Genomic DNA, 20,808 nt, shown 5'->3' on the forward strand with positions numbered 1-20,808 from the left:
GGGGCTTTGTTCGACCGAAACGGGCCGAAAGCTGAAATCAGCTTCCGACGACATCCAGCTTGAACTTGGCGGTCACGTCGGGGTGCAGGTTCACGACGATGTCGTGCTTGCCCGTGCTCTTGACGTGAGCCTTCGGCAGATCGATGCTGCGCTTGTCGACGACCGGGCCACCGGCAGCCTTCAGAGCAGAAGCGACGTCCGACGCGGTGACCGAGCCGAACAGCTTGCCCGAGTCGCCCGCGGTCTTCACGGAGAGCGTGACGGCCTCGAGGCCTTCGATGGCCTGCTTGAGCTCGTTGGCGTGCTCGAGGCCGCGGACGGCACGAGCTTCCTGAGCGCGGCGGATGCCGTCGACCTGCTTCTGAGCTCCACGGGTGGCCTGGATGGCCAATCCGCGGGGCAGCAGGAAGTTACGGCCGTAGCCGTCCTTGACCTCTACGGTGTCGCCAGGCGCACCGAGGTTGTCCACATCAGCGGTGAGGATCAGTTTCATACCAATCGCCCCTTTCTATCGAGCCGTCGCGGCGTAAGGCAGCAGTGCTACCTCACGCGAGTTCTTCACGGCAACGGCCACGTCACGCTGATGCTGGACGCAGTTGCCGGTGACACGGCGAGCACGGATCTTTCCGCGATCGCTGACGTACTTACGCAGCAACGTCGTGTCCTTGTAATCGATCGACGTGTTCTTTTCCTTGCAGAAGGAACACGCTTTCTTCTTGAGCACCTTGTCGCGCAATGGCGGTTTGGGCATGGGTCTTTCTCCGTTACATCTGGTTGTTCTCGATCGAAGGATCTAGAACGGTGGCTCTTCGTCTCCGCCACGTCCGCCGAAGGAGCCCGACGCCGCCGGGGCACTGCCCCAGGGATCGTCTCCGCCGGAACCGGAGTTGGACGAGGAGTTCGAGCGGCCGCCGCTCGATCCGCCGGAGGAACCGGAGCCGGAGCCGGAGTTGAAGCCGCCTCCGCCGCCACCTCCACCGCGGTTGGCCTTGTTGACCTTTGCGGTGGCGTAGCGGAGTGAAGGTCCGATCTCGTCTACCTCGAGCTCGACGACTGTCCGCTTCTCACCCTCACGCGTCTCGTACGAGCGCTGCCGCAGCCGTCCGCTCACGATCACTCGCGAGCCTCGGGTCAAGCTCTCGGCAACGTTCTCCGCTGCCTCGCGCCAGATGTTGCAGCGCATGAAGAGCGCGTCGCCGTCTTTCCACTCGTTCGTCTGACGATCGAATGTGCGCGGGGTGGATGCAACCGTGAAGTTGGCAACCGCCGCACCGGCGGGGGTGAATCGAAGTTCTGGATCAGCCGTCAAGTTTCCGATGACGGTGATGACGGTCTCGCCTGCCATGGTTCCTCTTTCAGTAGTAAGCGTTGTAGATGCCAGCCTAGAGGCGGGCAACGACAATTACTTGCCCTGTCGCAGGACCTTCGTGCGCAGAACGGACTCGTTGAGTCCGAGCTGACGATCGAGCTCGCTGACGGTGGCAGGCTCGGCGTTGAGGTTCACAACGGCGTAGATGCCCTCGGCATGCTTGAGGATTTCGTAGGCCAGACGACGCTTGCCCCACACATCGACCTTGTCGACGGTGCCGCCATCCTTGCGAACGACGTTGAGGAACGTGTCGAGCGACGGAGCGACAGTGCGCTCGTCCAGATTGGGGTCGAGAATGACCATCAATTCGTAATGACGCATAAGACCTCATCACCTCCTGTGGACTAGTGAAAACGGCCACGGACTGTCCGTGGCAGGAGGGTCGTTGCGTCAGCAACCCCTCGAAGATACACGACAGGGCCCTGACCTGCTAATTCGCGTCGGGCGCACGGTCCGGCCCTCACGCGTCATACTCTTGCACCATGCGATCCGGGGTCCGCGCCAATCCGATGACGGTCGTCGTGGTCGTCGCGATGGCTGCGCTGGGATTGATTCTGGGATATCTGAACAAGGCCCGATGCGCGGTCGCGCCGTTCGACGCCTCCGGACGCAGCACGGTGTTCGACGCCATCAAGGATTCCTCGGTCTGCTACTCCGACATCCAATTCCTGTGGCTCGGCCGAGACATCGACAATCACATCTTTCCCTACATTCACGGAGCCATCACCAGCGACGGGATCCTCACCGGCGGGACGGTGGAGTATCCCGTCCTCAGTGGGTTGCTGATGTGGCTCGGAGCCATCCCGGCCCACACCGATGCACAGTTCCTGCTGACCTCGGCGTTGATTCTGGCACCGTTCGGTCTGCTCACCGCCTGGATGCTCGGGCGGATGGCCGGCTGGTCCGCGTTGCTGTGGTCGATCGGCCCACCTGTGGTGATGTACGCCTTCCACAACTGGGAACTTCCGGTCGTGGCCGCTGCCGTCGGCGCGATCTTCGTCATGACCCTGCCGATGCCGCTGCGGCGCAGAGCGATTCTCGCGTCGGTGCTGTTGGCCGTCGGCTTCTGCCTCAAGCTCTACCCGGGAGCTTTCGTATTGCCCCTGATCGCGTATGTGGTCACCGGCGGCATCGACGGGCGCGAGTCCGCCGACACCATCCGGGGTCGCTGGGACGTCCGCGGCGGTCTGATGGTCGCCGGTGCCGCGATCGGCACGGTCGTCGCAATCAACCTGCCGTTCGCAGTCCTCGGTTACGAGGGGTGGCGTGCATCCTTCACCTTCCAGTCGCTGCGGCAGGCAGACCTGACGACCAACTCCATCTGGTACTGGGGACTGCGCCACTTCTACATCAGCGACCAGATGACTCCCGATGCCTACGCGGAGGCCGACGCGTCCTTCCAGGATGTGGTCGATGTCGCGTCGCCGCTGCTGGTGTTCGCCGCGTTCGCACTTGCGCTGTGGCTCGGCTGGCGTCGGGCAAAGGTTGTCGGAACGTACCCGTGGGTCGCGGTGAGCGGGTCGATGCTGTGCGGATTCATGCTGCTGCACAAGGTGCACTCGCCGCAGTACACGCTGTGGCTGCTGCCTTTCCTGGTGTTGCTTCGGGTCCCGTGGGCGCTCGTCGCCGCGTATCTCGTCGTCGATCTGTCGATGGGAATCGGCGTGTTCAAGTACTTCGCCGCATTGGCCTCCGGGGTGGACGCCGAGGACGAGGAGTTCTTCGTTCTGGTGGGGGTATGGGGACGGGCGCTGCTGCTGGTGGTGCTGTTCGTGCTGCTCATCCGTACGCGCATGCGGATTCCAGTGCGCGGCGAAACAGACCAGGAGTCGGTATCATCGCGCCGACCAGCAGCGACATCGCTGACGGGATCACCGGGGCAGTAGGGCGCAGAGCGGGGCGGGGACATGACACAGGTGTCGCGATCACAGGAGAGCACAGAAAATCGGGCCACCGAAGTACGACGTGTCGGCCTCGTCGAGGACCACGAATCGGTAGCGCTCGGACTCAAGGCCATGCTCGCCGACGAACCCGACCTGGAACTGGTGTCCACCGCCGCCACCGTCGCAGAGTTGCTCGCCCAGCAGCCGACACTCGATCTGGTGGTACTCGATCTTCGGCTCGGTGACGGGTCCTCACCCCGCTCCAACGTGGAGCAACTGCACGCCGCCGGTGCGCGCGTCCTCGTCTACACCGGTGCCGAGAACGCCTTTCTGGTTCGCTCGGCAGCTCGTGCGGGCGTACTGGGCGTAGTTCGCAAGTCGGCACCGGCCGCAGCGATCGTCTCCGCGATCCGGCGCGCCGCGAGCGGGGGACAGGTCGTCACGACGGACTGGGCTGCCGCGATCGACGGCGATCCCCAGCTTCCGGACGTGGGACTCAGTCCACGCCAACGTGAAGTACTCGCCCTCTACGCGTCGGGCGAGAAGGCCGGACGCGTCGCCCGCCTGGCCGGACTGTCCGAGCAGACCGTCAACGACTACCTGGTGCGGATCCGCAACAAATACGCCGAGGCGGGGCGTCCGGCACCGACGAAGACCGATCTGTACAAGCGTGCGGTCGAGGACGGCTGGCTCCCCATGCCCGAGCTACCTCCACAGGATTGATGCAGGCCCCACTCGAAAAAATCGCCAGCGGGTCCGGTCTCGATACCGCCGAACGGCAGGCCTGCGGACTTCTCGAAGCAACTCTGCCGGATCGACTGCGGGCACCGGGACTGACGACGGACGAGGTCGCCGCGCACGCGCGGGCTGCCAGGGCACGGGGAGTGCAGGTGATTCTGCTCGACGACGGCGGGCTCACTATGGCTCATCCCACAATTTCGGACAGAGTGAGCACCGCGGTGTCCGACGCGCTCAGCGGTGCGACAGGCGGGGTGGTGACCGCTCGGATACTGCCGCCTGGACGCGCGAAGATCGTATTCATCCTGGTCAGCGGCTTGAGCGCCGATGTGCGGATCGAACTCGATGCAGTCGGAGAGAAGTCTGTCGTAGCCTCGTGACACTCTGACAGGACGGTTGACGGTTCAATGCCCCAAATAATAAGGGCAGAAAACCTGCGAATTACCTGTGAGAATCGACCGCATTGGTTTAGTCGGTCTCAACTCACTTCGGCGTCCGGGAGATTAGATGTCTGCACTGCTCGAACCCTTGCCCTCCGCGAACGACTCCGGAGTCCCGACGACGCGCCGTTCACGCGGTCCGATCAGCCTCGTTCCACCCCCGATGCAGATACATCCCGTTCCCGCCGCCACGAGCCCCTTCCCGCCGCGACCGGATCTGACCGGCCGCGAGATCGAGGTGCTGCTCTGCTGGATTCGACACGACTCGAAGACCGAAGTGGCAAAGGCACTGTTTCTCTCGCTCGGCACCGTCAACACCCACCTCACCCGGATTCGGGCCAAGTACACCTCCGTCGGACGGCCGGCACCGACCAAGGCGGCCCTCGTCGCGCGCGCCCTGCAGGACGGGCTCGTCGATATCTCGGAGCTGTGAACCAGGGTCGGTGATGCCGTCGGTCAGACGCTGACGGCAGTGTCCACGCCCTCGTTCTCGAGGCGTTTGTTGCGTCGAATACTGCTCAGCAGGGCGGCCCCGATGAACAGGATTCCCACGAAGCCGGTGATCAGCTCGTTGATGTGTACACCGATCGAAACCAGCAGGATGATGGACAACGCACCGATCGCCCAGTGCGCACCGTGCTCGAGGTACACGTAATCGGACAACGTTCCCTTGCGAACCAGGAAGACCGTGATCGAGCGGACGAACATCGCACCGATGAAGCCCAGGCCGAGCGCGATGATGATCGGGTCTGCGGTGATGGCGAACGCACCGATGACACCGTCGAACGAGAACGATGCGTCGAGCACCTCGAGGTAGAGGAACAGGAAGAACCCGGCCTTACCCGTCGCCTTCGCCAGTTCGCTCGGCCCGCCCGAGGACTCTTCGCCCTCTTCTTCGACGTGGAAGAGTTCACCGAGTCCGTTCACTGCGATGTAGGTGATCATGCCCAGCACGCCGGAGACCATGACGGTGGAGATCTTGTCGTCCTCGGCGAGGAATTCGGCGCTCAGGACCAGCAGCAGGCCTGCGACGACCACGGAGAGCTGATCGAGGCGACCGATGCGGGCGAGCGGCTTTTCGAGCCAACTCAACCAGGTGATCTCGCGATCCTCGAAGATGAATCCGAGGAAGAGCATCAGCAGGAACATGCCACCGAATGCAGCGATCTGCGGATGCGCGTCGGTGAGGAGCGTCTCGTAGCTGGGTGAACCGTCCGGGAACGTTGCGGCACCGTCGGCGGGCGGGTTGAGGGCCAGGTCGATCGCGGCGACCGGACCGAGGCCCGACGCAGCCCAGACGATGACCAGCGGGAACAGCAGCCGCATGCCGAACACGGCGATGATGATGCCGATGGTGAGGAAGATCTTCTGCCAGAACTCGCTCATGCGTCGCAACACGGTGGCGTTGATGACGGCATTGTCGAAGGACAGCGACACCTCGAGTACACCGAGGATGAGGACGAGGATCATCGCCTCGATCCCGCCGTACAGAAAAGCCACGATGACGGACACGATGGTGACCGCGATCGACCATCCGAAGATCTTGACAACCACAGTCGTGGCCCTTCTCGAGACAAAGACGGAAAAACCCCCGCCCATCATGGATGACGAGGCGGGGGTACTCCCAATCTTGAGGAGGCCTTTACTACACGTTTACTCCGAAATCGCGAGCGATTCCTGCGAGTCCCGAGGCGTAGCCCTGACCGACCGCGCGGAACTTCCACTCCGCGCCGTTGCGATACAGCTCACCGAAGACCATGGCGGTCTCGGTGGAGGCGTCCTCGCTGAGGTCGTAGCGTGCGAGCTCGGAGTTGTCGGCCTGGTTGATGACGCGGATGAACGCGTTGCGCACCTGACCGAACGACTGCGAGCGTGCGTCCGCATCGTAGATGGACACGGGGAAGACGATGGTCTCGATCTCCGGCGGTACTGCGGCGAGATCGACCTTGATCTGCTCGTCGTCTCCGTCGCCCTCACCCGTGGTGTTGTCCCCGGTGTGCTCGATGGAGCCGTCGGGAGACTTCAGGTTGTTGAAGAACACGAAGTGCCCGTCGCTCAAGGCCTTCTTCGTCGAGTTCAGAGCGATGGCGCTGGCGTCGAGATCGAAGTCGGTGCCGGTCGTCGTGCGGATGTCCCATCCGAGACCGACCACGACCGCGGTCAGGTTCGGAGCTGCCTTGGTGAGCGAGACATTGCCACCCTTGCTGAGGCTGACGCCCATTGAGAGGTCCTTTCGCAATTGGTTTCCCGTTACGGGGTCAACCGTAGTGGGAATGTCCGGTTCTTGGACGTACTCAGCCAACGACTGCGACATCGCCAGGGTTCCCGTCAGTACTATCGAGCAGGTGACAAGTCGCTGGCCTGGGGTGTTCCGCCGGGGTGCCGAATCGGACGCCGCCGCGCGTCGATCCCAGGACAACGCTGTCGCCGCGTTCCTCGACATGGACAAGCGTCAGTCCATCGCGTCGGCCGGCGTCGAGGCCTCCACCGCACTGCGCCCTCAGGATCGACTCGCAGGCCGATGGTCCGACACCGAGAAGCAATGTTTCGACGCCGGAGCCGCCTACCTCGCCGCCGTCGAGCAGTTCGACGGAATCACCACCCCTGCCGCCAGATCGGCGTTCGACCGAGCAACCGCGCTTCTGCACGATGCCAGCACCGCCGTCGATCGGTTCTACGACGCCCATCGAGGCACGCTCGAGCAGGCATCTGCTCAGTTCGCCGCGACCCCGCGCCTGGTCCAGGACGCGTTGGCCGAGGCAGACGCAGCCCGCTCCACCGTCGACGAGCAGTTCGCCGCCTACCCCTCACTTCGCCAGGCGTGGCGCGAACTCGATTCTGCGACAACACAATTGCAGGCCGATCAGCGCGACCCTCTGCGCGCCCGAGAGCACGCCGCCCAAGTCCGCGACCGTGCGGCCGCGCTGCGTGCTGCCGTGGACTCGGCCCCGGGACGCCTTCAGGAGGCCCGAACCGCGCTGGCCTCCGTGCGCACCCGAATCGAGGCGGTGCGAACCAGATCCGAGGGTATTGCGCCTGCCTTCTCGAGCTTGCTTCGTGAATTCAACGCCCAGAGCTCGGCAGATCTGTCCCGAAACGAACGATCCAGTGCGCGCCACATCGAGCAGGCCGACGAGGACCTGCGCGCGGCGCGTTCGGCGCTCGATTCGGGCAATCCCGAGCAGTCACTGGATCTGGTCACCCAGGCGCGCCAACACCTGAGCGATGCCGAACAGCTGGTCGACGCGGTCACCGACCGAGTTCGACTGCTGCGCGCGGTCAGGGCCGATCCGAAAGAGACCGAGAACAAGGTGCGGTTCAAACTTCGTGACGCTCAACAACTCGCGATCAATCGTGGTCTGGTTGCCGAATGGGGCTCGGTGTTGGATGCTCAGCTCGCCCGGATCGACAGGGCGAGCACAGCACTGACGGGTACCCACCCGGACTACTGGTCATATCTGCAGGATCTGGATACCATTTCGGACTTCATCGCAGGCGTGATCGACCGCATGCGAACGTCGCACTGACTACATTCACACGAAGGACAGTGGTGCAACACTTTCGCCATCTCGACGCAGACACTCGCCGACGAGTGTTCTTCATGCAACCGGAAGACATCGAGACGAGCGACGGAAACGACCTCGTGGCAACGGCTCTCGGCGCAACGCTGTACATCCCGGCCACGCGTCCGGACCTGACGGCAACGGTGAACAAACGCACCGACGAGGGTGTGCGGTCCATCGTCATCGATCTCGAAGACGCTGTCGCAGATCATGATCTGGAAGAAGCGTTGGCCAACACCGTGCGAACTCTGAACGAACTCTCGGGTTCGGGATCGCTGGTGTTCGTTCGGGCTCGTACCGCCGCCCACATCCGCAGCATCTGCGACGGCCTCGACCACGGTGCCGCAGGGCTGGCCGGATTCGTCGTACCGAAGTTCACGGCAGCACGCGGAGCCGAGTTCCTCGACGAGATCGTCGCTGCGTCGAAGACACACGGCACCCGTCTGTTCGCCATGCCGGTCCTCGAATCACCGGAGGTGGTGCACCGGGAGACCCGCGACGCGGAACTGGTTGCCATTCGCGAACTGCTCGGTGAGTACCGCGACGTCGTACTGGCGGTGCGAATCGGTGCCACCGACATGTGCGGCACGTTCGGCATCCGCCGCGACCGGGACCTGACGATCTACGACGTCCGCGTCGTCGCCGACGTCATCAGCGCGATCGTCAATCACCTGGGCCGCTACGACGGTTCGGGATTCGTCATCACCGGACCGGTGTGGGAGTACTTCGCAGACCACGAACGCATGTTCCGTCCCCTGCTGCGTCAGACGCCGTTCGTCGATCAACAGGCCGTACGCTTCCGCCAGCAACTGGTCAGCAGCGACCTCGACGCCCTGCTGCGCGAGGTGGCACTCGACCGCGCGAACGGCATTCAGGGCAAGACCGTCATCCACCCCTCGCACGTACCTGCCGTGCACGCACTGTCCGCGGTGACGCACGAGGAATACCACGATGCACTCGACATTCTCTCCTCCGACCAGGGCGGCGTCCAGGCGTCCGGCTACCGCAACAAGATGAACGAGCTGGGCCCGCACCGCAACTGGGCGAAGCAGACGGTGGTGCGCGCCAGGGCGTTCGGCGTCACCAACGAGGGAATCACGTTCGTGGATCTACTGACCGCACTGGCACAGCGATGAACACGAACCCGGCCGACGGAATCGCGCTCACCGACACCGGTTCGTCGTCGTCCTGGTCGGCCACGCAATTGGTGCGGCCAGGTCTGCGTCGCAATCCCCGCCGCGCCCATCTGTTGGTCTCGACGGTGCTCGGCAAACACATCCCTGTGGATCCGGACGTCGTGATCGCCGCAGGCACCGAACTGGCCGCCCTGGTGCACGCCGCGGTGGACGGTTCCGATGCCGATGTTCTCGGATTCGCCGAGACTGCAACGGGATTGGGCCACACGGTCGCAACGGCTCTGGGCGCGCACTGCTACCTGCACTCGACGCGCCGCGGTGTTCCCGGCATGACGGTGCACGGCGAGTTCGAGGAGGGTCACTCGCACGCCACCGACCACCTGCTGATGCCCACTTCGGCCGACCTTCTCGCCGGCGACCTGCCGTTGATACTCGTCGACGACGAGATCTCGACCGGAGCGACCGCATTGGATGCGTTGCGACAGATTCACTCCACGGCCGGGCGCGCGCACTACGTCATCGCATCCCTGGTGGACATGCGCACCGCCGAGCATCTCGCTGCAGCTGCCGCGGTGGCAACAGAACTCGGCGTTCGGATCGACAACGTGAGCCTGGCACAGGGATCCGTCGAGCTGGAGCCGGGACTGACGCAGACAGTGCTGGACCTCCCGGATCCGGTATTCAATCCCACTGCTGCACAGCCTGGCTCGGTTCATCGAGTCGACGCCCACTGGCCGGCCACCCTGCCGGACGGCGGACGCCACGGATTCCTCCGATCCGATTCGGCAGGTTTCGACTCCGCGATCGACGCCCTCGCAGCCACCGTGGATGCGTCGCTCTCCGAATCGACACCGGTGGTCGTCATCGGCCACGAGGAGCTCATGTATCTGCCCCTCCGGCTCGCGGCGGCCCTGCAGAAACTGGGGCACCGTGCGCTGTTCCAGACCACGACCCGGTCACCGGCGTACGTGCTGGACGTGCCCGACTACCCCCTGCGCCGTGGTTTCGAATTCGCTGCACCCGAGGACGAATCGGGACTGCGCTACCTCTACAACGCGTCCGCCCCGCACGAGACCACACTGGTGCTCGTCGCCGACGCCCCCGCCGACACCGACGCCCTTGCCGCCGCGGCGGAGACACTGGCAGCCTCGGGCACCGACGTACTCCTGGTGGTCGTGACGGGAGCCGACCCGGTGGCGCTCGAGGTTTCCCGGCGCGCACGCCCGCTCCGCGGACCCGAATTCGGCTCCTACGCGGCGGACGAAGTCACGTGGCTGCTCAAGGACCTCTCGTCGGTCTCCCTCGAAGCAGGAATCGAGGAGCGGGAGCAGCGCATTCAAGCCGGCGAGGCCCATTACGCCGAATCGCTTCCGGTCGAGTATCAGCCGGATCTGGCCTACCGCGAACTGTTCGAGAAGGTGCTACAGGAAAGCGCGTCACGGCTGGCGGTCGCGGTCGGAACCGTCACCGAGGTCGTGCTGGCCGAGCGCGGACACGACATCGCACTCGCGTCATTGGCTCGGGCGGGTACACCCGTCGGAATTCTGATGCGCCGCTGGGCATTCGCGGCCCACGGCATCGAGCTTCCCCACTACGCCGTCTCGATCGTGCGTGATCGAGGCATCGACGCCGTGGCACTGCGCTACCTCGCCGAACACCACGACTCGCGCTCGGTGGTGTTCGTCGACGGCTGGACCGGCAAGGGTGCGATCGCCCGCGAACTCACCGCCGCCCTCCGCGACTTTCCCGGTGCCGAGTTCGACGACGACCTCGCCGTGCTCGCCGATCCTGGCAACTGCGCGCGCACGTACGGCACCCGCGACGACTTCCTCATCGCGTCCGCCTGTCTCAATTCGACGGTCTCGGGCCTGGTTTCACGAACCGTGCTCAACGACAGTCTGATTCGTCCCGGGGACTTCCACGGCGCGAAGTACTACGCCGATCTCGCCCCCGACGACGTCTCGCGGCACCTGCTCGACACCGTCGCTGCGCGGTTCGACGATGTCCGCGGTGAGGTCGAAGCCTCGGTGGCTGCGGTGTTGGGCTCCGACCGAACCCCCACCTGGACCGGATGGGCATCGGTGGAGAAGGTGCGTGAAGAATACGGAATCTCGCACGTCAACTTCGTCAAACCGGGCGTCGGCGAGACCACCCGGGTGTTGCTGCGTCGTGTCCCGTGGCGGGTACTGGTGCGGGACGCCGATGCGCCCGAGCACGAACACATTCGGATGCTCGCCGCAGCCAGGGGCGTGCCGGTGGACGTGGTGCCCGACCTCGCCTATTCGTGCATGGGGCTGATCAAGAACGTCTCGAACGGGGACCCGTCGTGAGCGCTCTGGTCGCGGTGGATCTCGACCGTACGATGATCTTCTCCGAGGGCGCACTCGGGGTTCCCCTGGACGATTCGTTCGAGTGCGTCGAGATGTACGAGGGAAAACCACTGTCCTACATGAGCTCTCGCGCGGTGTCGTTGCTTCGGGAGTTGAGCGAGACCACGGTCGTGGTGCCGACCACCACGCGAACCATCGAGCAGTTTCGGCGGATCGCGTTGCCCGGGGCACCGTGGCGATATGCCATCACCAGCAACGGGGGCAACATCCTTGTCGACGGTGTGCCGGATATGCAGTGGCGCAGCAGGTTCGAGTTGGATCTGGTGGGAATCGGCGCAGAGTTGAGGTCACGGGTCTCCGAGGAGTGGGTCCTCAAGTACCGCGAGGCGGACGGGCTGTTCTGCTACCTGGTGGTGAACACGTCCGCCGTGCCCGAGGGCTTCGTCGCGCAGTGGTCGCAGTGGTGCGCCGCTCGGGACTGGAACGTCTCGCAGCAGGGTCGAAAGATCTACACGATGCCCAACGCGGTGTGCAAGAGCTCTGCGGTGGCCGAGGTACGGTCTCGGCTGATCCAGGACGGCACGCTGGAAGCCGACGCTCGACTGTTCGCCGCCGGTGACGGCGCACTCGATGCCGAGATGCTCATGGCCGCCGACTCGGCCGTTCGACCACGGCACGGCGAACTGGAGCTGCTCGGATTCACCCGGCCGGGCTTGACCGTCACCGACTCCTCCGGCGTCCGGGCCAGCGAGGAGATTCTCGAGTGGCTGCGGAACCGAAGTGCCGTGCGCCGCGTCTAACTGTTCGTCGGGGAGACAGGCAGTGGGGCAAGGGGTGGGCATGACGGATCCGTACGAGGAACTCGCAGCGACGATCGACAACATCGTCACCAGTGCGTTCGTGACGCCGGTTGGCCCCGAATTTCTCGGCTCCGTTCTGCAAGCGGCATTCGAGAAGGCGAACGTGGCCCTCGACTACCGCGGCGAGTTCGAGCCGACCGAGGTGGTCATCACCGAGGCGTTCGAGGTGATGCCGCACGAGGAGATCGTGGCCATGGTCGGATCGCTGGGAACCGACACCATCGGGAACTCGTCCAAGAACTGGAACGACTTGTCCGCTGCCGCTACCACCGGATCCGACACCTTCCGGTCCGGCATCGAGGCGGCCATGACGTCGGGCTGGTCGGGACCGACAGCCGACGCCGTCCGTGGCGGCGTGGCCGACTACGTGTCGTCTGCGACCGCGCTGTCCACCTCGATGAGCCTGATCAGCAACAAATTACTCGAGGCGCACTCCGGATTCACGCAGACGCAATCGAGGATGCCGCCGGTGGTTGCGGCGCCCGTGAGCAGCATGATCGATTCCCTTCTGCCCATTCCCTTCGCCGCGAAGGACGCAGCGTCCGCCCGCGAGGAGCAGCAGGAAGAAGCTCGTCGAATCATGCGCTCGGTCTACGTACCAGGGGTGTTGCAGTCCGATTCCGAGGTGCCGGTGCTACCGGCGGCGCACAACCCGGTCGCAGACAGTGCCCCCTCCAGCGGAGGCTGGGGACTCGGGAACTCCGCGGGGGACGGCAGCCTCGGTTCGAGTTCCGGAAACCGGAGCGCGAACGGAACAGATTCGGCGGCCCCGACGGCTGCAGGACAGGCACCACCCGGCGGCACCGAAGGTGCCGATACGGGTCGGACCGGTACGCCGTCGGAGCAGGCGGGGGCCGGCGGTTCGGGTTCCTTGCCTCCTGCCGACAACTCCGGTGACACTCGGGCCGCATCGGCCACCGGGCCCGGCACTTCCGGTGGTGCGGGTTCCGGGCTGGGCGCAGGTCCCGGCGGCGGCTACGGCGGAACAGGACCGGGCAGTGGCGGCTTCGCAGGATCCAATGGTTCGGGCTACGGCGGCGCGGGATACGCGGGTGGATCCGGAAACGGTTCCGGTGCCGGATCAGGTTATGGCAGCTCGGTTCTCGGCCCTCCGATCGGCGGCGGGACGGGCGGCGGCGGGGCAGGCAGCAATGGGGCGGGCGGCGGACTCGGCAGCGCAGCAGCGGCCGGCCGCGCGGGAGCGCACGGTATGCCGGGAATGGGTGCCGTGGGCGCACCGGGCACACGGGGAGCGGGCGACAACGACGGCGAACACGCGACTCCCGGTTACCTGGTGGACGTGAGCAACGGCAGCGAACTGATCGGCGATCTGCCCCTCGTCGCACCTCCGGTACTCGGCGGCTGACGATGACGACCTGGACCATGCCCGGCATCGATTTCATGATGCTGTGCAGTCGATTCGGACGCGACCGACTGCCGTACCCCCTGGCGGTCACCATCGACGTCGATACCGTGGACGAACTGCGACAACTGCGGCTCGAGGCGTCGGCAAGGATCGACGCGATGATGGACGAGGAGCTCGGCGCAGCTGTTCGGAGCGTCGTCGACCCGATGGTTCGTATCGAATGTCGCGGCGAGACAACCGATTCCCCCAACGCAATCGTGCGCAGCCACGCAGCGATTCGCCACGATACGGCCGCGGTGCTGACTCAACAACCGGGGCCCGACGCCTCCTCCGGTGGTGCCGTCACCATCGAACTGACCGGCCCGGCTCGTGCCCCCGCCCTGGTCCTCGGGCCCGTGCCGAGTATCACGGCAGGTCACCGACCGGCCGAGCGACTCGAACGTGCCACTGCCGCAGCGACATCGGGTGGCACGCATCTGTCCACCGCAACGCGGGGCGCGACGGCGGACGAGCAGTTCCGGTCGTTCTTCGACCGCCCACGGTCGGCAGTCGGCGAGGTCATCGTCGCGCGCGGCAAGACCTACGACAACCGCCGCGACACCGACGCCGTCTCGTTCTTCTGGATGGACTTCGATCGAGACGGTCGGTACATCGTGCACTCCGGAGAGTCGATCGAGATAGCGCCCATCGATACCGCCGGCTTGGCGTCGCAGATCGAAGGGCACGTGGCGGTCGCGCTGAGGCAATGACTGCGCGCCCTTGACACCGTATCGATTTTCGATAGGTTATCGATATTCGTTGTTATCGACTATCGATATGGAGGCGGCGGGATGGCATACGGACTGGGCTCGGCACGAGCCAACAAATGGGCGATGGCGTTCTACGCGGCTGCGGCTGTGGTGTGGTCGGGGAGGAGGCTGTGGCAGTACCACTCGTCTGAGGACGTCCTCGCGCGGTTGGAACTGCAATCGGGCACACCACCAGCCGAGTTGTTCGGCGGTCGGTTGGAACCGGGCAACTCGATCGAGCTCAGCGTGCCCAAAGCGGACCTGACCCGACTGATGGGCATCATCGACTTCCTGCGCTACGGGTCCATCGTCGTAGGGATGGTCATCATTCTGGTCGGGCTGCTGTTCGTCTACCGATTCTGCGACCGCGTCATCATGGGCAACCCGTTCACCAACGCCGCCCGCACCGACGTGGTGATGATCGGCGTCTGCATCGCCGTCTATCCCGCCATCACCGGCTTCATGAATCTGCTGGGCACGAACAGTGTCGTCGGCGCACTGGAGCTATCGGACGTCGCAACGTCGTCGATATCGACCGTCGGCCTCTACGTTGCAGTCGTAGTAGCGGTGTTTCTGCAGTTCGTCTACGCCACCATCACCCAGGGCACCAAGCTCGCTCGCGATGCCGAGGGCCTGGTCTGATGGTGGAGGAGTTCGTCGACCATCTGGTCGTCTGCCATCTGGGCGAGATTCTCGACGCCCGCGGGATGACGCTCGCCGAGCTCTCGCGTCTGGTCGGAGTCAGTGTCGTCAATCTGTCGGTGCTCAAGAACGACCGCGCCAAGGCAATCCGATTCTCGACCCTCACCGCCGTGTGCCGCGCCCTCGACTGCACACCCGGCGACCTGTTCACCCTGCGGCAGATCTGACGGCCGCCGAATCCCAGTGACGCCAGTCGGACAAATCGAACAAGTACATTGGATGACGGTAACCAGCACTACGAGAGAGAGTCCATCACATTGTCTGCTCCGGCCGGTCAACCGTTGTCCAAGGGTCAGAACGGCCCACTCACCGTCGGTGACGTCGTCGTCTCCATCTCGCTGGCCGTACCCGCGGACCTGTCCGCGCTACTGGTCACCGACGCCGGAAAAGTGCGCACCGACGCCGATTTCGTGTTCTTCAACCAGCCCACCGGCCCCGGCGTACGCCTCGAGCCCGGCCAGGGCGGACCGGCCCGGCTCGCCGTATCGCTCGCCGCAGTTCCCGCCGACATCGAGCAGATCCGCGCTGTCATCACCCTCGACGACGCGTCGAGCAACTTCGGTCGATCCGCCGCTCCCGTCGCCCGAGTGAGCGACGCGACCGGAAATGTGTTGTACGAGTACACGATCGACGGCTTGAGCTCGGAGTCGATCGTGATCGCACTGGAGATCTACCGACGTCAGGGCAGCTGGAAGGTGCGAGCCGTCGGGCAGGGTTACGCAGGTGGCTTCGCCGCACTGGTGACCGACCACGGTGTGTCCGTGGACGACGCCCCCGCACCCGCACCGACGCCTCCTCCCGCACCCGCCGCTCCACCGCCACCCGCTGCGCCGGCCGCACCACCCGCCGCCCCGGTCCGTACCGAGGCTCCGGAAGTCAGCCTCACCAAATCCAAGCCCGTCAGCCTCACCAAGGGCCAGAAGGTCACCCTGCGCAAGGACGGCGGCGTGGCTCTGACGGTCATCCGCATGGGCCTCGGCTGGGATCCGGTGACCACTCCGAAGAAGGGCGGACTGTTCGGTGGCGGAGGCCGCGCCGCGAACATCGACCTGGACGCGTCGGCGATCATGCTCGCCGACCGCAACGTCAACGATGTCGTCTACTACGGCCAGCTCAAGGCCAAGGACGGCTCGATCGTGCACCAGGGCGACAACCTCACCGGCGAAGGCGAGGGCGACGACGAGGTGATCGTGGTCGACCTGACGCGGGTACCCAAGCACGTTACCGGCATCGTCTTCACCGTCACCTCGTACCGCGGTCAGACGTTCGAGCAGGTCGCGAACGCATTCTGCCGTCTGGTCGACAACACCACCAACACCGAACTCGCCCGCTTCACCCTGCAGGGCGGCATGCCGTTCACCGGTCTGGTGATGGCCAAGGTGTATCGCCAGGGCAGTGAGTGGAAGCTCCAGGCGATCGGCGACGGCATCCAGGCCAAGCACGCCGGTGAAGCCGTCAAACAGCTCGGCCGCTATATGTGACCTTTCGGGCCCCGGTCCGATCCGAGATGGTCCGATCTGCAGCGCCGTCGAGCACGCCACCGAGCGGGTCGACGGCGCTGCCGTTTCTGATGAGATCCTCGGACGGTCGGTAGATCTGCCGAACGATCAACGCGCACAATCCGATCACGGCGACATCGCGCACCACGACGGTCGCGGTGAACCACTGTTCGGGTAGGCCCTTGTTCTCCACACCCAGGTAGTAGTACATCCGCGGGAACCAGACGAATGCGTCGATCGTCATCCACGCCAACAGAATTCGCCGATGCGGCAGCGCCAGCACGGCCAACGGAACCAGCCACAGCGAATACTGCGGGCTCCATACCTTGTTGGTGAGCAGGAACCCGGCCACCACCAGGAACACCAGTTGCGCGAGACGCGGCCGCGTCGGTGCCGTCGTACCGATGTATGCGATCAGCGCACACACGATGGCGAACAACACGAGTGTCACGGCGTTGAGGACCAACGGTTTGTCGCCCGGGTAGAGGGGGCCGTCGAAACCGGTCCAGCCGGTGAACGAGGTGACGACGTTGTACAGCGAATCCGGGTCGGCACCGCGCTCGGAATTGAGCCGGAAGAATTCGTACCATCCCGACGGATACAGCAGCGCGAGAGGGAGATTGACCGCCAGCCAGGCACCGAGCGCCGCGCAGGCGGTGATGCCCCACTCGCGCATCTTTCCGGTGCGCCAGCACAGCACCAGCAGGGGTCCGAGGAACAGCAGGGGATAGAGCTTGGTGGCACCGCCGAGACCGATCAGAACTCCGGCCAGAACCGGCCGCTTCTTGGCCCACGCCAGCAATCCGGTGAGAGCGAAAGCCGTTGCGAGAGCGTCGAAATTGGTGAATCCGTGCACGATCACCAGCGGCGAGGCCGCCACGAGCGCGGCATCCCAGATGCGGCGTCCGGCAGCTATTGCGGTGGCCCACACGGTGACCAGCCAGGCGACCGCCAATCCCAGGGCAACCACGTTGAAGTAGACCACGACCGGCAGCGCCTGCGGCAGGAAACTCAGTGAGTTCCAGGCTTTTCCGACGACCATCGAGCCGTACTGGTACAACCCCGCGAGCACCGGGTACTCCATGTACCTGATCTGACTGGACCCGTCCGCCTTGGTTTCTTCCCAGGACTTCTTGTACGGGAAAGCACCTTGATCGAGTCGCTCCGCCCCGTAGAGCGGCACGGTGTCGGAATAGCACATCGCCACGTACTGACGACTGCCACTCCAGTCGAGTCCGAGCTCGCCGCCCGGTCCCACCGGTGCCTGCTGGATACAGGCTGCCTTGGCGAACCAACCGAAGCATAGGAAGACCACCGCCAGCAGCAGAATCACCCGTAGTGCGGTAAACCAGCGCTGCCGACCGATCAGCGCGTGCTTGCCGACCGGCCCGCCGATGACCGAGGACAGTTCCTCGGTCATCGGATCGGTACGACTGGGCAGATCGCGGTCTGCTGCGCTCGCGGGGTCGAGGCGACCGGGGCTGGCCACTGCTCGACCCTTGCGCTCGGGTTCGGTCGTCACCGCTGGAGTCGTTACTGCCCGGGTGCCACTGGTTCGGGCGCGGCGGGTTCGGGTGCCGCCGGTTCGGGTTCCGCGGGCTGCGCCGGTGCCAGCCCTGGCAGCGGGATGGTGACGCCGGGCAGAATCTCGACCTGCCGCGGAGTGATGACCACCGGCGGCGAGATCTCCGTCGGAATCGGCAAGGTCACCTGCGGCGGAGCTGTCGACGGTGCCACCGTCGCCGTCGGGGCCGGTGCCGAGTACTGCGGCACCCCGGCCTGACCTGCGATGGCCTCCGGCGTCGGGAAGGTCTCGTTCGAGGTGCCCTCCAAAGTGCCGTCCATCGTGTCTTTCCAGATGTCCGACGGTATGCCCGATCCGTAGATCGGTCCGCCGTAACTGTTCTCGAGCGGCAGACCCTGCTCGGTGCCGACCCACACGGCCGTGGACAGTGACGGCGTGTAGCCGACCATCCAGGCGTCCTTGTTCTGCCCGGTGTCTCCGAGCTGAGCGGTACCGGTCTTGGCCGCCGACTGGCGACCGCCGGCGAGGTTGTGACCGTTGGAGTAGCCGGCGATCGGACGCATCGCCGAGGTCACGTTGTCCGCGACCGCGGCCGAGACGACCTGCTGGCCCGCTTCGGGAGCGCGGTCGAGAAGGACTGTGCCGTCGGCCGTGACGACCTTCTGCACGAAGTGCGGGGTGTGATAAACGCCCGACGCAGCCAAGGTCGCGTAGGCCGAAGCCATGTCGATGACGCGAGACTGGTACTGGCCGAGCACGACTCCGTAGTTGGGGCCTGCGTTGTCGGGCTCGGTGAGGGTGGGTCCGACGCCGTCGATCTCCTGCGGGATGCCGAGCTTGTGCGCCATGTCCGCGATGGCCTGCGGACCGTTGTCCATGCCGAGCATCATGCGATAGAAGCTCGTGTTGAGCGAGCGCTTGAGTGCTTCGGCGATGGTGCACGTTCCACAGGAGGCACCCTCGACGTTGCTGATCTCGATGCCGTTGACGTCGAGCGGCGAGCTGTCGTACATCTTCGAGAGCGGAATGCCCTGATCCAGCGCAGCGGCCAGACCGAACACCTTGAACGAGGACCCGGTCTGCAAGCCGGACTGCGCGAAGTCGAATCCTCGTCCGTCCGCGCCGCCGTAGTACGAGCGGACCGCACCGGTACGGGGATCGATGGACACCGAAGCCGTGCGCAGCTCGGACGGTTCGTTCTCGAGATTGCTGTTCACGGCATCGACCGCAGCCGCCTGGGCTTTCGGATCGATGGTCGTCGTGATCTGCAGTCCCTCGGTGTTGAGGTCCTGCTCACTGACCCCGGCAGCGGACAGCTCGCGCAGCACCTGGGCCTTGATCAGACCGTTCGGACCGGCGTCGTCGGCGTCACCGGAGTCCACCTGTGACGTAGGGACCACCACCGGGAACATCATCGCGGCCCGCTGGGTCGCGTCGAGCTGACCCTGCGAGACCATGCCGTCGAGCACGTAGTCCCAACGAGCTTGCGCGCCGGTGGGGTTGGTTTCGGGATCGAGATTGGAAGGCTGCTGAATGACCGCCGCGAGGACGGCACCCTCCTCGACGGAGAGCTGATCGACGGACTTACCGAAGTACGCCGTCGACGCGGCAGCGATACCGTACGCACCACGGCCGAAGTAGATGGTGTTGAGATACGCAGCGAGAATGTCGTCCTTCGACCACTGACGCGCCATCTTCGAGGAGATGACGAGCTCACGCATCTTGCGGGTCAGCGTCCGATCGTTTCCGACCAACGCGTTCTTCACGTACTGCTGGGTGATGGTCGAACCGCCGCCTGCGCTGTCGCGTCCGAGCACGTTGTCACGGAGCGCTCGACCGAAGCCGGTCACCGAGAATCCGGGATTGGAGTAGAAATCGCGATCCTCGGCCGAGAGCACGGCATTGCGCACATGCTCCGGAATCTGGTCGATCGTCACGTCGGTGCGGTTGCCCTCGGGCGGCACCACCTTGCCGAGCACACTCGCGCCGTCCGCGGCGAAGATCGTGGCGACCTGGTTGGTCCTGATGTCGCCGGGACGCGGCACGTCCTCGACGGTGTACGCCACCATGAAGGCCAGGATAGGCACGATCAGACCCAGGGCGATCAACGCGTACATCGTGCGTCGAACGACCCGCCACTTGGACTTCTTCTTCGTTTTCGCGGCGGGACCTCTTTCGGGCGGCTCGGGCGGTTCGCTACCCGAGGAGAGAACTGATGGATCGTTCGGTTCGTAGGGCGGTGGCACGGAGCCGGACCGAGTGACGGCCGTCGGGGCAGCAGACCGAACAGGAGGCGCGATGGGCGGCTCTCCGTAGCGACGTTCTCCGTAAGGACGCTCACCTGCGGGACGTCCACTGACCGGATCGACCGGCGGCCTGCCCTGAAAGGGTCGGCTCTGCGGCGGCATCGGTCGCTGGCCCGGAGGGGGTCCGGGTCGCTGCCCGGGAGGAGGTCCAGGACGTTGGCCGGGAGGAGGCATCGGGGGACGACCCTGCGGCGGCATCGGACGCTGCCCGGGAGGAGGCCCTGGTCGCTGCCCGGGAGGAGGTACCGGACGCTGACCGGCAGGGGGCATCGGGGGACGACCCTGCGGCGGCATCGGACGCGG

At 65.1% G+C, this 20,808-nt stretch carries 21 protein-coding genes; 13 read left to right on the forward strand and 8 right to left on the reverse strand.

Annotated features, from left to right (window positions below):
• Positions 1–37: 37 nt before the first annotated feature.
• The 4 genes from rplI to rpsF are packed head-to-tail and all read right to left on the reverse strand — an operon-like array spanning position 38 to position 1,690.
• Positions 38–493: a 50S ribosomal protein L9 gene (gene rplI / locus CH296_RS09245; RefSeq protein ID WP_032396925.1), complete on the reverse strand. Its 456-nt coding sequence runs from the start codon at positions 491–493 to the stop codon at positions 38–40.
• 15 nt (positions 494–508) lie between these two features.
• The gene (rpsR, locus tag CH296_RS09250; RefSeq protein ID WP_032396926.1) at positions 509–751 is read right to left on the reverse strand and encodes a 30S ribosomal protein S18; all 243 of its coding nucleotides are present in this window, start codon (positions 749–751) and stop codon (positions 509–511) included.
• Positions 752–793: 42 nt separating this feature from the next.
• Positions 794–1,345 (reverse strand): single-stranded DNA-binding protein, encoded by a 552-nt coding sequence (locus CH296_RS09255; protein WP_032378699.1) that lies wholly within the window; start codon positions 1,343–1,345, stop codon positions 794–796.
• Positions 1,346–1,402: 57 nt separating this feature from the next.
• On the reverse strand, positions 1,403–1,690 hold the full coding sequence (gene rpsF / locus CH296_RS09260; RefSeq protein WP_008711385.1) for a 30S ribosomal protein S6: 288 nt from the start codon (positions 1,688–1,690) through the stop codon (positions 1,403–1,405).
• Positions 1,691–1,851: 161 nt separating this feature from the next.
• Between rpsF and CH296_RS09265 the strand changes: the two genes are divergently transcribed.
• The 4 genes from CH296_RS09265 (at position 1,852) to CH296_RS09280 (ending at position 4,863) form a co-directional block, all read left to right on the forward strand.
• Entirely contained in the window at positions 1,852–3,255 is a 1,404-nt protein-coding gene (locus tag CH296_RS09265; RefSeq protein WP_094684556.1) for a glycosyltransferase family 87 protein, read from the forward strand.
• Positions 3,256–3,276: 21 nt separating this feature from the next.
• Entirely contained in the window at positions 3,277–3,975 is a 699-nt protein-coding gene (locus CH296_RS09270) for a response regulator (protein ID WP_094629057.1), read from the forward strand.
• The gene (locus CH296_RS09275) at positions 3,975–4,370 is read left to right on the forward strand and encodes a hypothetical protein (RefSeq protein ID WP_094684557.1); all 396 of its coding nucleotides are present in this window, start codon (positions 3,975–3,977) and stop codon (positions 4,368–4,370) included. Before CH296_RS09270 ends, CH296_RS09275 begins: the two co-directional genes overlap by 1 nt.
• Positions 4,371–4,497: 127 nt before the next feature.
• Complete coding sequence (locus tag CH296_RS09280) at positions 4,498–4,863, forward strand: helix-turn-helix transcriptional regulator (protein WP_032396930.1); 366 nt, start codon at positions 4,498–4,500, stop codon at positions 4,861–4,863.
• Between the two features lie 23 nt (positions 4,864–4,886).
• Here the strand turns inward: CH296_RS09280 and CH296_RS09285 are convergent, their stop codons facing one another.
• A complete protein-coding gene (locus tag CH296_RS09285) occupies positions 4,887–5,984 on the reverse strand; it encodes a DUF475 domain-containing protein (RefSeq protein ID WP_094629055.1) in 1,098 nt (365 codons plus the stop codon).
• A gap of 91 nt (positions 5,985–6,075) precedes the next feature.
• Positions 6,076–6,651 (reverse strand): TerD family protein, encoded by a 576-nt coding sequence (locus CH296_RS09290; protein WP_032396932.1) that lies wholly within the window; start codon positions 6,649–6,651, stop codon positions 6,076–6,078.
• A gap of 220 nt (positions 6,652–6,871) precedes the next feature.
• On the opposite strand from CH296_RS09290, the gene CH296_RS09295 reads away from it, so the two are divergent.
• The 9 genes from CH296_RS09295 to CH296_RS09335 all read left to right on the forward strand — a co-directional run bounded on the left by CH296_RS09295 (position 6,872) and on the right by CH296_RS09335 (position 16,656).
• Positions 6,872–7,957 (forward strand): hypothetical protein, encoded by a 1,086-nt coding sequence (locus CH296_RS09295; RefSeq protein WP_094684594.1) that lies wholly within the window; start codon positions 6,872–6,874, stop codon positions 7,955–7,957.
• 23 nt (positions 7,958–7,980) lie between these two features.
• A complete protein-coding gene (locus CH296_RS09300; RefSeq protein ID WP_032397329.1) occupies positions 7,981–9,129 on the forward strand; it encodes an HpcH/HpaI aldolase/citrate lyase family protein in 1,149 nt (382 codons plus the stop codon).
• Positions 9,126–11,459 carry a phosphoribosyltransferase gene (locus CH296_RS09305; protein ID WP_094684558.1) on the forward strand — a complete coding sequence of 778 codons (2,334 nt, stop codon included), beginning with the start codon at positions 9,126–9,128 and terminating at the stop codon, positions 11,457–11,459. The genes CH296_RS09300 and CH296_RS09305 overlap by 4 nt, the downstream gene beginning before the upstream one ends.
• Complete coding sequence (locus CH296_RS09310; protein WP_179277677.1) at positions 11,456–12,259, forward strand: HAD family hydrolase; 804 nt, start codon at positions 11,456–11,458, stop codon at positions 12,257–12,259. The genes CH296_RS09305 and CH296_RS09310 overlap by 4 nt, the downstream gene beginning before the upstream one ends.
• Before the next feature lie 40 nt (positions 12,260–12,299).
• Positions 12,300–13,685 (forward strand): PPE domain-containing protein, encoded by a 1,386-nt coding sequence (locus CH296_RS09315; RefSeq protein WP_094684559.1) that lies wholly within the window; start codon positions 12,300–12,302, stop codon positions 13,683–13,685.
• A 2-nt stretch (positions 13,686–13,687) separates the two neighbouring features.
• Entirely contained in the window at positions 13,688–14,434 is a 747-nt protein-coding gene (locus CH296_RS09320) for an ESX secretion-associated protein EspG (RefSeq protein ID WP_094684560.1), read from the forward strand.
• Between the two features lie 81 nt (positions 14,435–14,515).
• Positions 14,516–15,115: a hypothetical protein gene (locus tag CH296_RS09325; RefSeq protein WP_256980392.1), complete on the forward strand. Its 600-nt coding sequence runs from the start codon at positions 14,516–14,518 to the stop codon at positions 15,113–15,115.
• Complete coding sequence (locus CH296_RS09330; protein ID WP_094684561.1) at positions 15,115–15,342, forward strand: helix-turn-helix transcriptional regulator; 228 nt, start codon at positions 15,115–15,117, stop codon at positions 15,340–15,342. Before CH296_RS09325 ends, CH296_RS09330 begins: the two co-directional genes overlap by 1 nt.
• A gap of 90 nt (positions 15,343–15,432) precedes the next feature.
• On the forward strand, positions 15,433–16,656 hold the full coding sequence (locus CH296_RS09335) for a TerD family protein (RefSeq protein WP_256980393.1): 1,224 nt from the start codon (positions 15,433–15,435) through the stop codon (positions 16,654–16,656).
• Here the strand turns inward: CH296_RS09335 and CH296_RS09340 are convergent.
• Positions 16,631–18,094: a glycosyltransferase family 87 protein gene (locus tag CH296_RS09340; RefSeq protein WP_045200639.1), complete on the reverse strand. Its 1,464-nt coding sequence runs from the start codon at positions 18,092–18,094 to the stop codon at positions 16,631–16,633. The two genes, CH296_RS09335 and CH296_RS09340, sit on opposite strands and share 26 nt — an antisense overlap.
• A gap of 113 nt (positions 18,095–18,207) precedes the next feature.
• Positions 18,208–20,316: a transglycosylase domain-containing protein gene (locus tag CH296_RS09345; protein ID WP_032397335.1), complete on the reverse strand. Its 2,109-nt coding sequence runs from the start codon at positions 20,314–20,316 to the stop codon at positions 18,208–18,210.
• Between the last annotated feature and the right edge of the window lie 492 nt (positions 20,317–20,808).

It is taken from the genome of Rhodococcus sp. 14-2496-1d, assembly GCF_002259365.1.
Taxonomy (GTDB): Bacteria; Actinomycetota; Actinomycetes; order Mycobacteriales; family Mycobacteriaceae; genus Rhodococcoides.

Excerpts from the sequence above, each read along its gene's own strand:
- rplI (WP_032396925.1), bottom strand. The coding sequence starts at position 493 with ATGAAACTGATCCTCACCGCTGATGTGGACAACCTCGGTGCGCCTGGC.
- rpsR (WP_032396926.1), bottom strand. The coding sequence starts at position 751 with ATGCCCAAACCGCCATTGCGCGACAAGGTGCTCAAGAAGAAAGCGTGT.
- CH296_RS09255 (WP_032378699.1), bottom strand. The coding sequence starts at position 1,345 with ATGGCAGGCGAGACCGTCATCACCGTCATCGGAAACTTGACGGCTGAT.
- rpsF (WP_008711385.1), bottom strand. The coding sequence starts at position 1,690 with ATGCGTCATTACGAATTGATGGTCATTCTCGACCCCAATCTGGACGAG.
- CH296_RS09265 (WP_094684556.1), top strand. The coding sequence starts at position 1,852 with ATGCGATCCGGGGTCCGCGCCAATCCGATGACGGTCGTCGTGGTCGTC.
- CH296_RS09270 (WP_094629057.1), top strand. The coding sequence starts at position 3,277 with ATGACACAGGTGTCGCGATCACAGGAGAGCACAGAAAATCGGGCCACC.
- CH296_RS09275 (WP_094684557.1), top strand. The coding sequence starts at position 3,975 with ATGCAGGCCCCACTCGAAAAAATCGCCAGCGGGTCCGGTCTCGATACC.
- CH296_RS09280 (WP_032396930.1), top strand. The coding sequence starts at position 4,498 with ATGTCTGCACTGCTCGAACCCTTGCCCTCCGCGAACGACTCCGGAGTC.
- CH296_RS09290 (WP_032396932.1), bottom strand. The coding sequence starts at position 6,651 with ATGGGCGTCAGCCTCAGCAAGGGTGGCAATGTCTCGCTCACCAAGGCA.
- CH296_RS09295 (WP_094684594.1), top strand. The coding sequence starts at position 6,872 with ATGGACAAGCGTCAGTCCATCGCGTCGGCCGGCGTCGAGGCCTCCACC.
- CH296_RS09305 (WP_094684558.1), top strand. The coding sequence starts at position 9,126 with ATGAACACGAACCCGGCCGACGGAATCGCGCTCACCGACACCGGTTCG.
- CH296_RS09315 (WP_094684559.1), top strand. The coding sequence starts at position 12,300 with ATGACGGATCCGTACGAGGAACTCGCAGCGACGATCGACAACATCGTC.
- CH296_RS09320 (WP_094684560.1), top strand. The coding sequence starts at position 13,688 with ATGACGACCTGGACCATGCCCGGCATCGATTTCATGATGCTGTGCAGT.
- CH296_RS09325 (WP_256980392.1), top strand. The coding sequence starts at position 14,516 with ATGGCATACGGACTGGGCTCGGCACGAGCCAACAAATGGGCGATGGCG.
- CH296_RS09330 (WP_094684561.1), top strand. The coding sequence starts at position 15,115 with ATGGTGGAGGAGTTCGTCGACCATCTGGTCGTCTGCCATCTGGGCGAG.
- CH296_RS09340 (WP_045200639.1), bottom strand. The coding sequence starts at position 18,094 with ATGACCGAGGAACTGTCCTCGGTCATCGGCGGGCCGGTCGGCAAGCAC.
- CH296_RS09345 (WP_032397335.1), bottom strand. The coding sequence starts at position 20,316 with ATGTACGCGTTGATCGCCCTGGGTCTGATCGTGCCTATCCTGGCCTTC.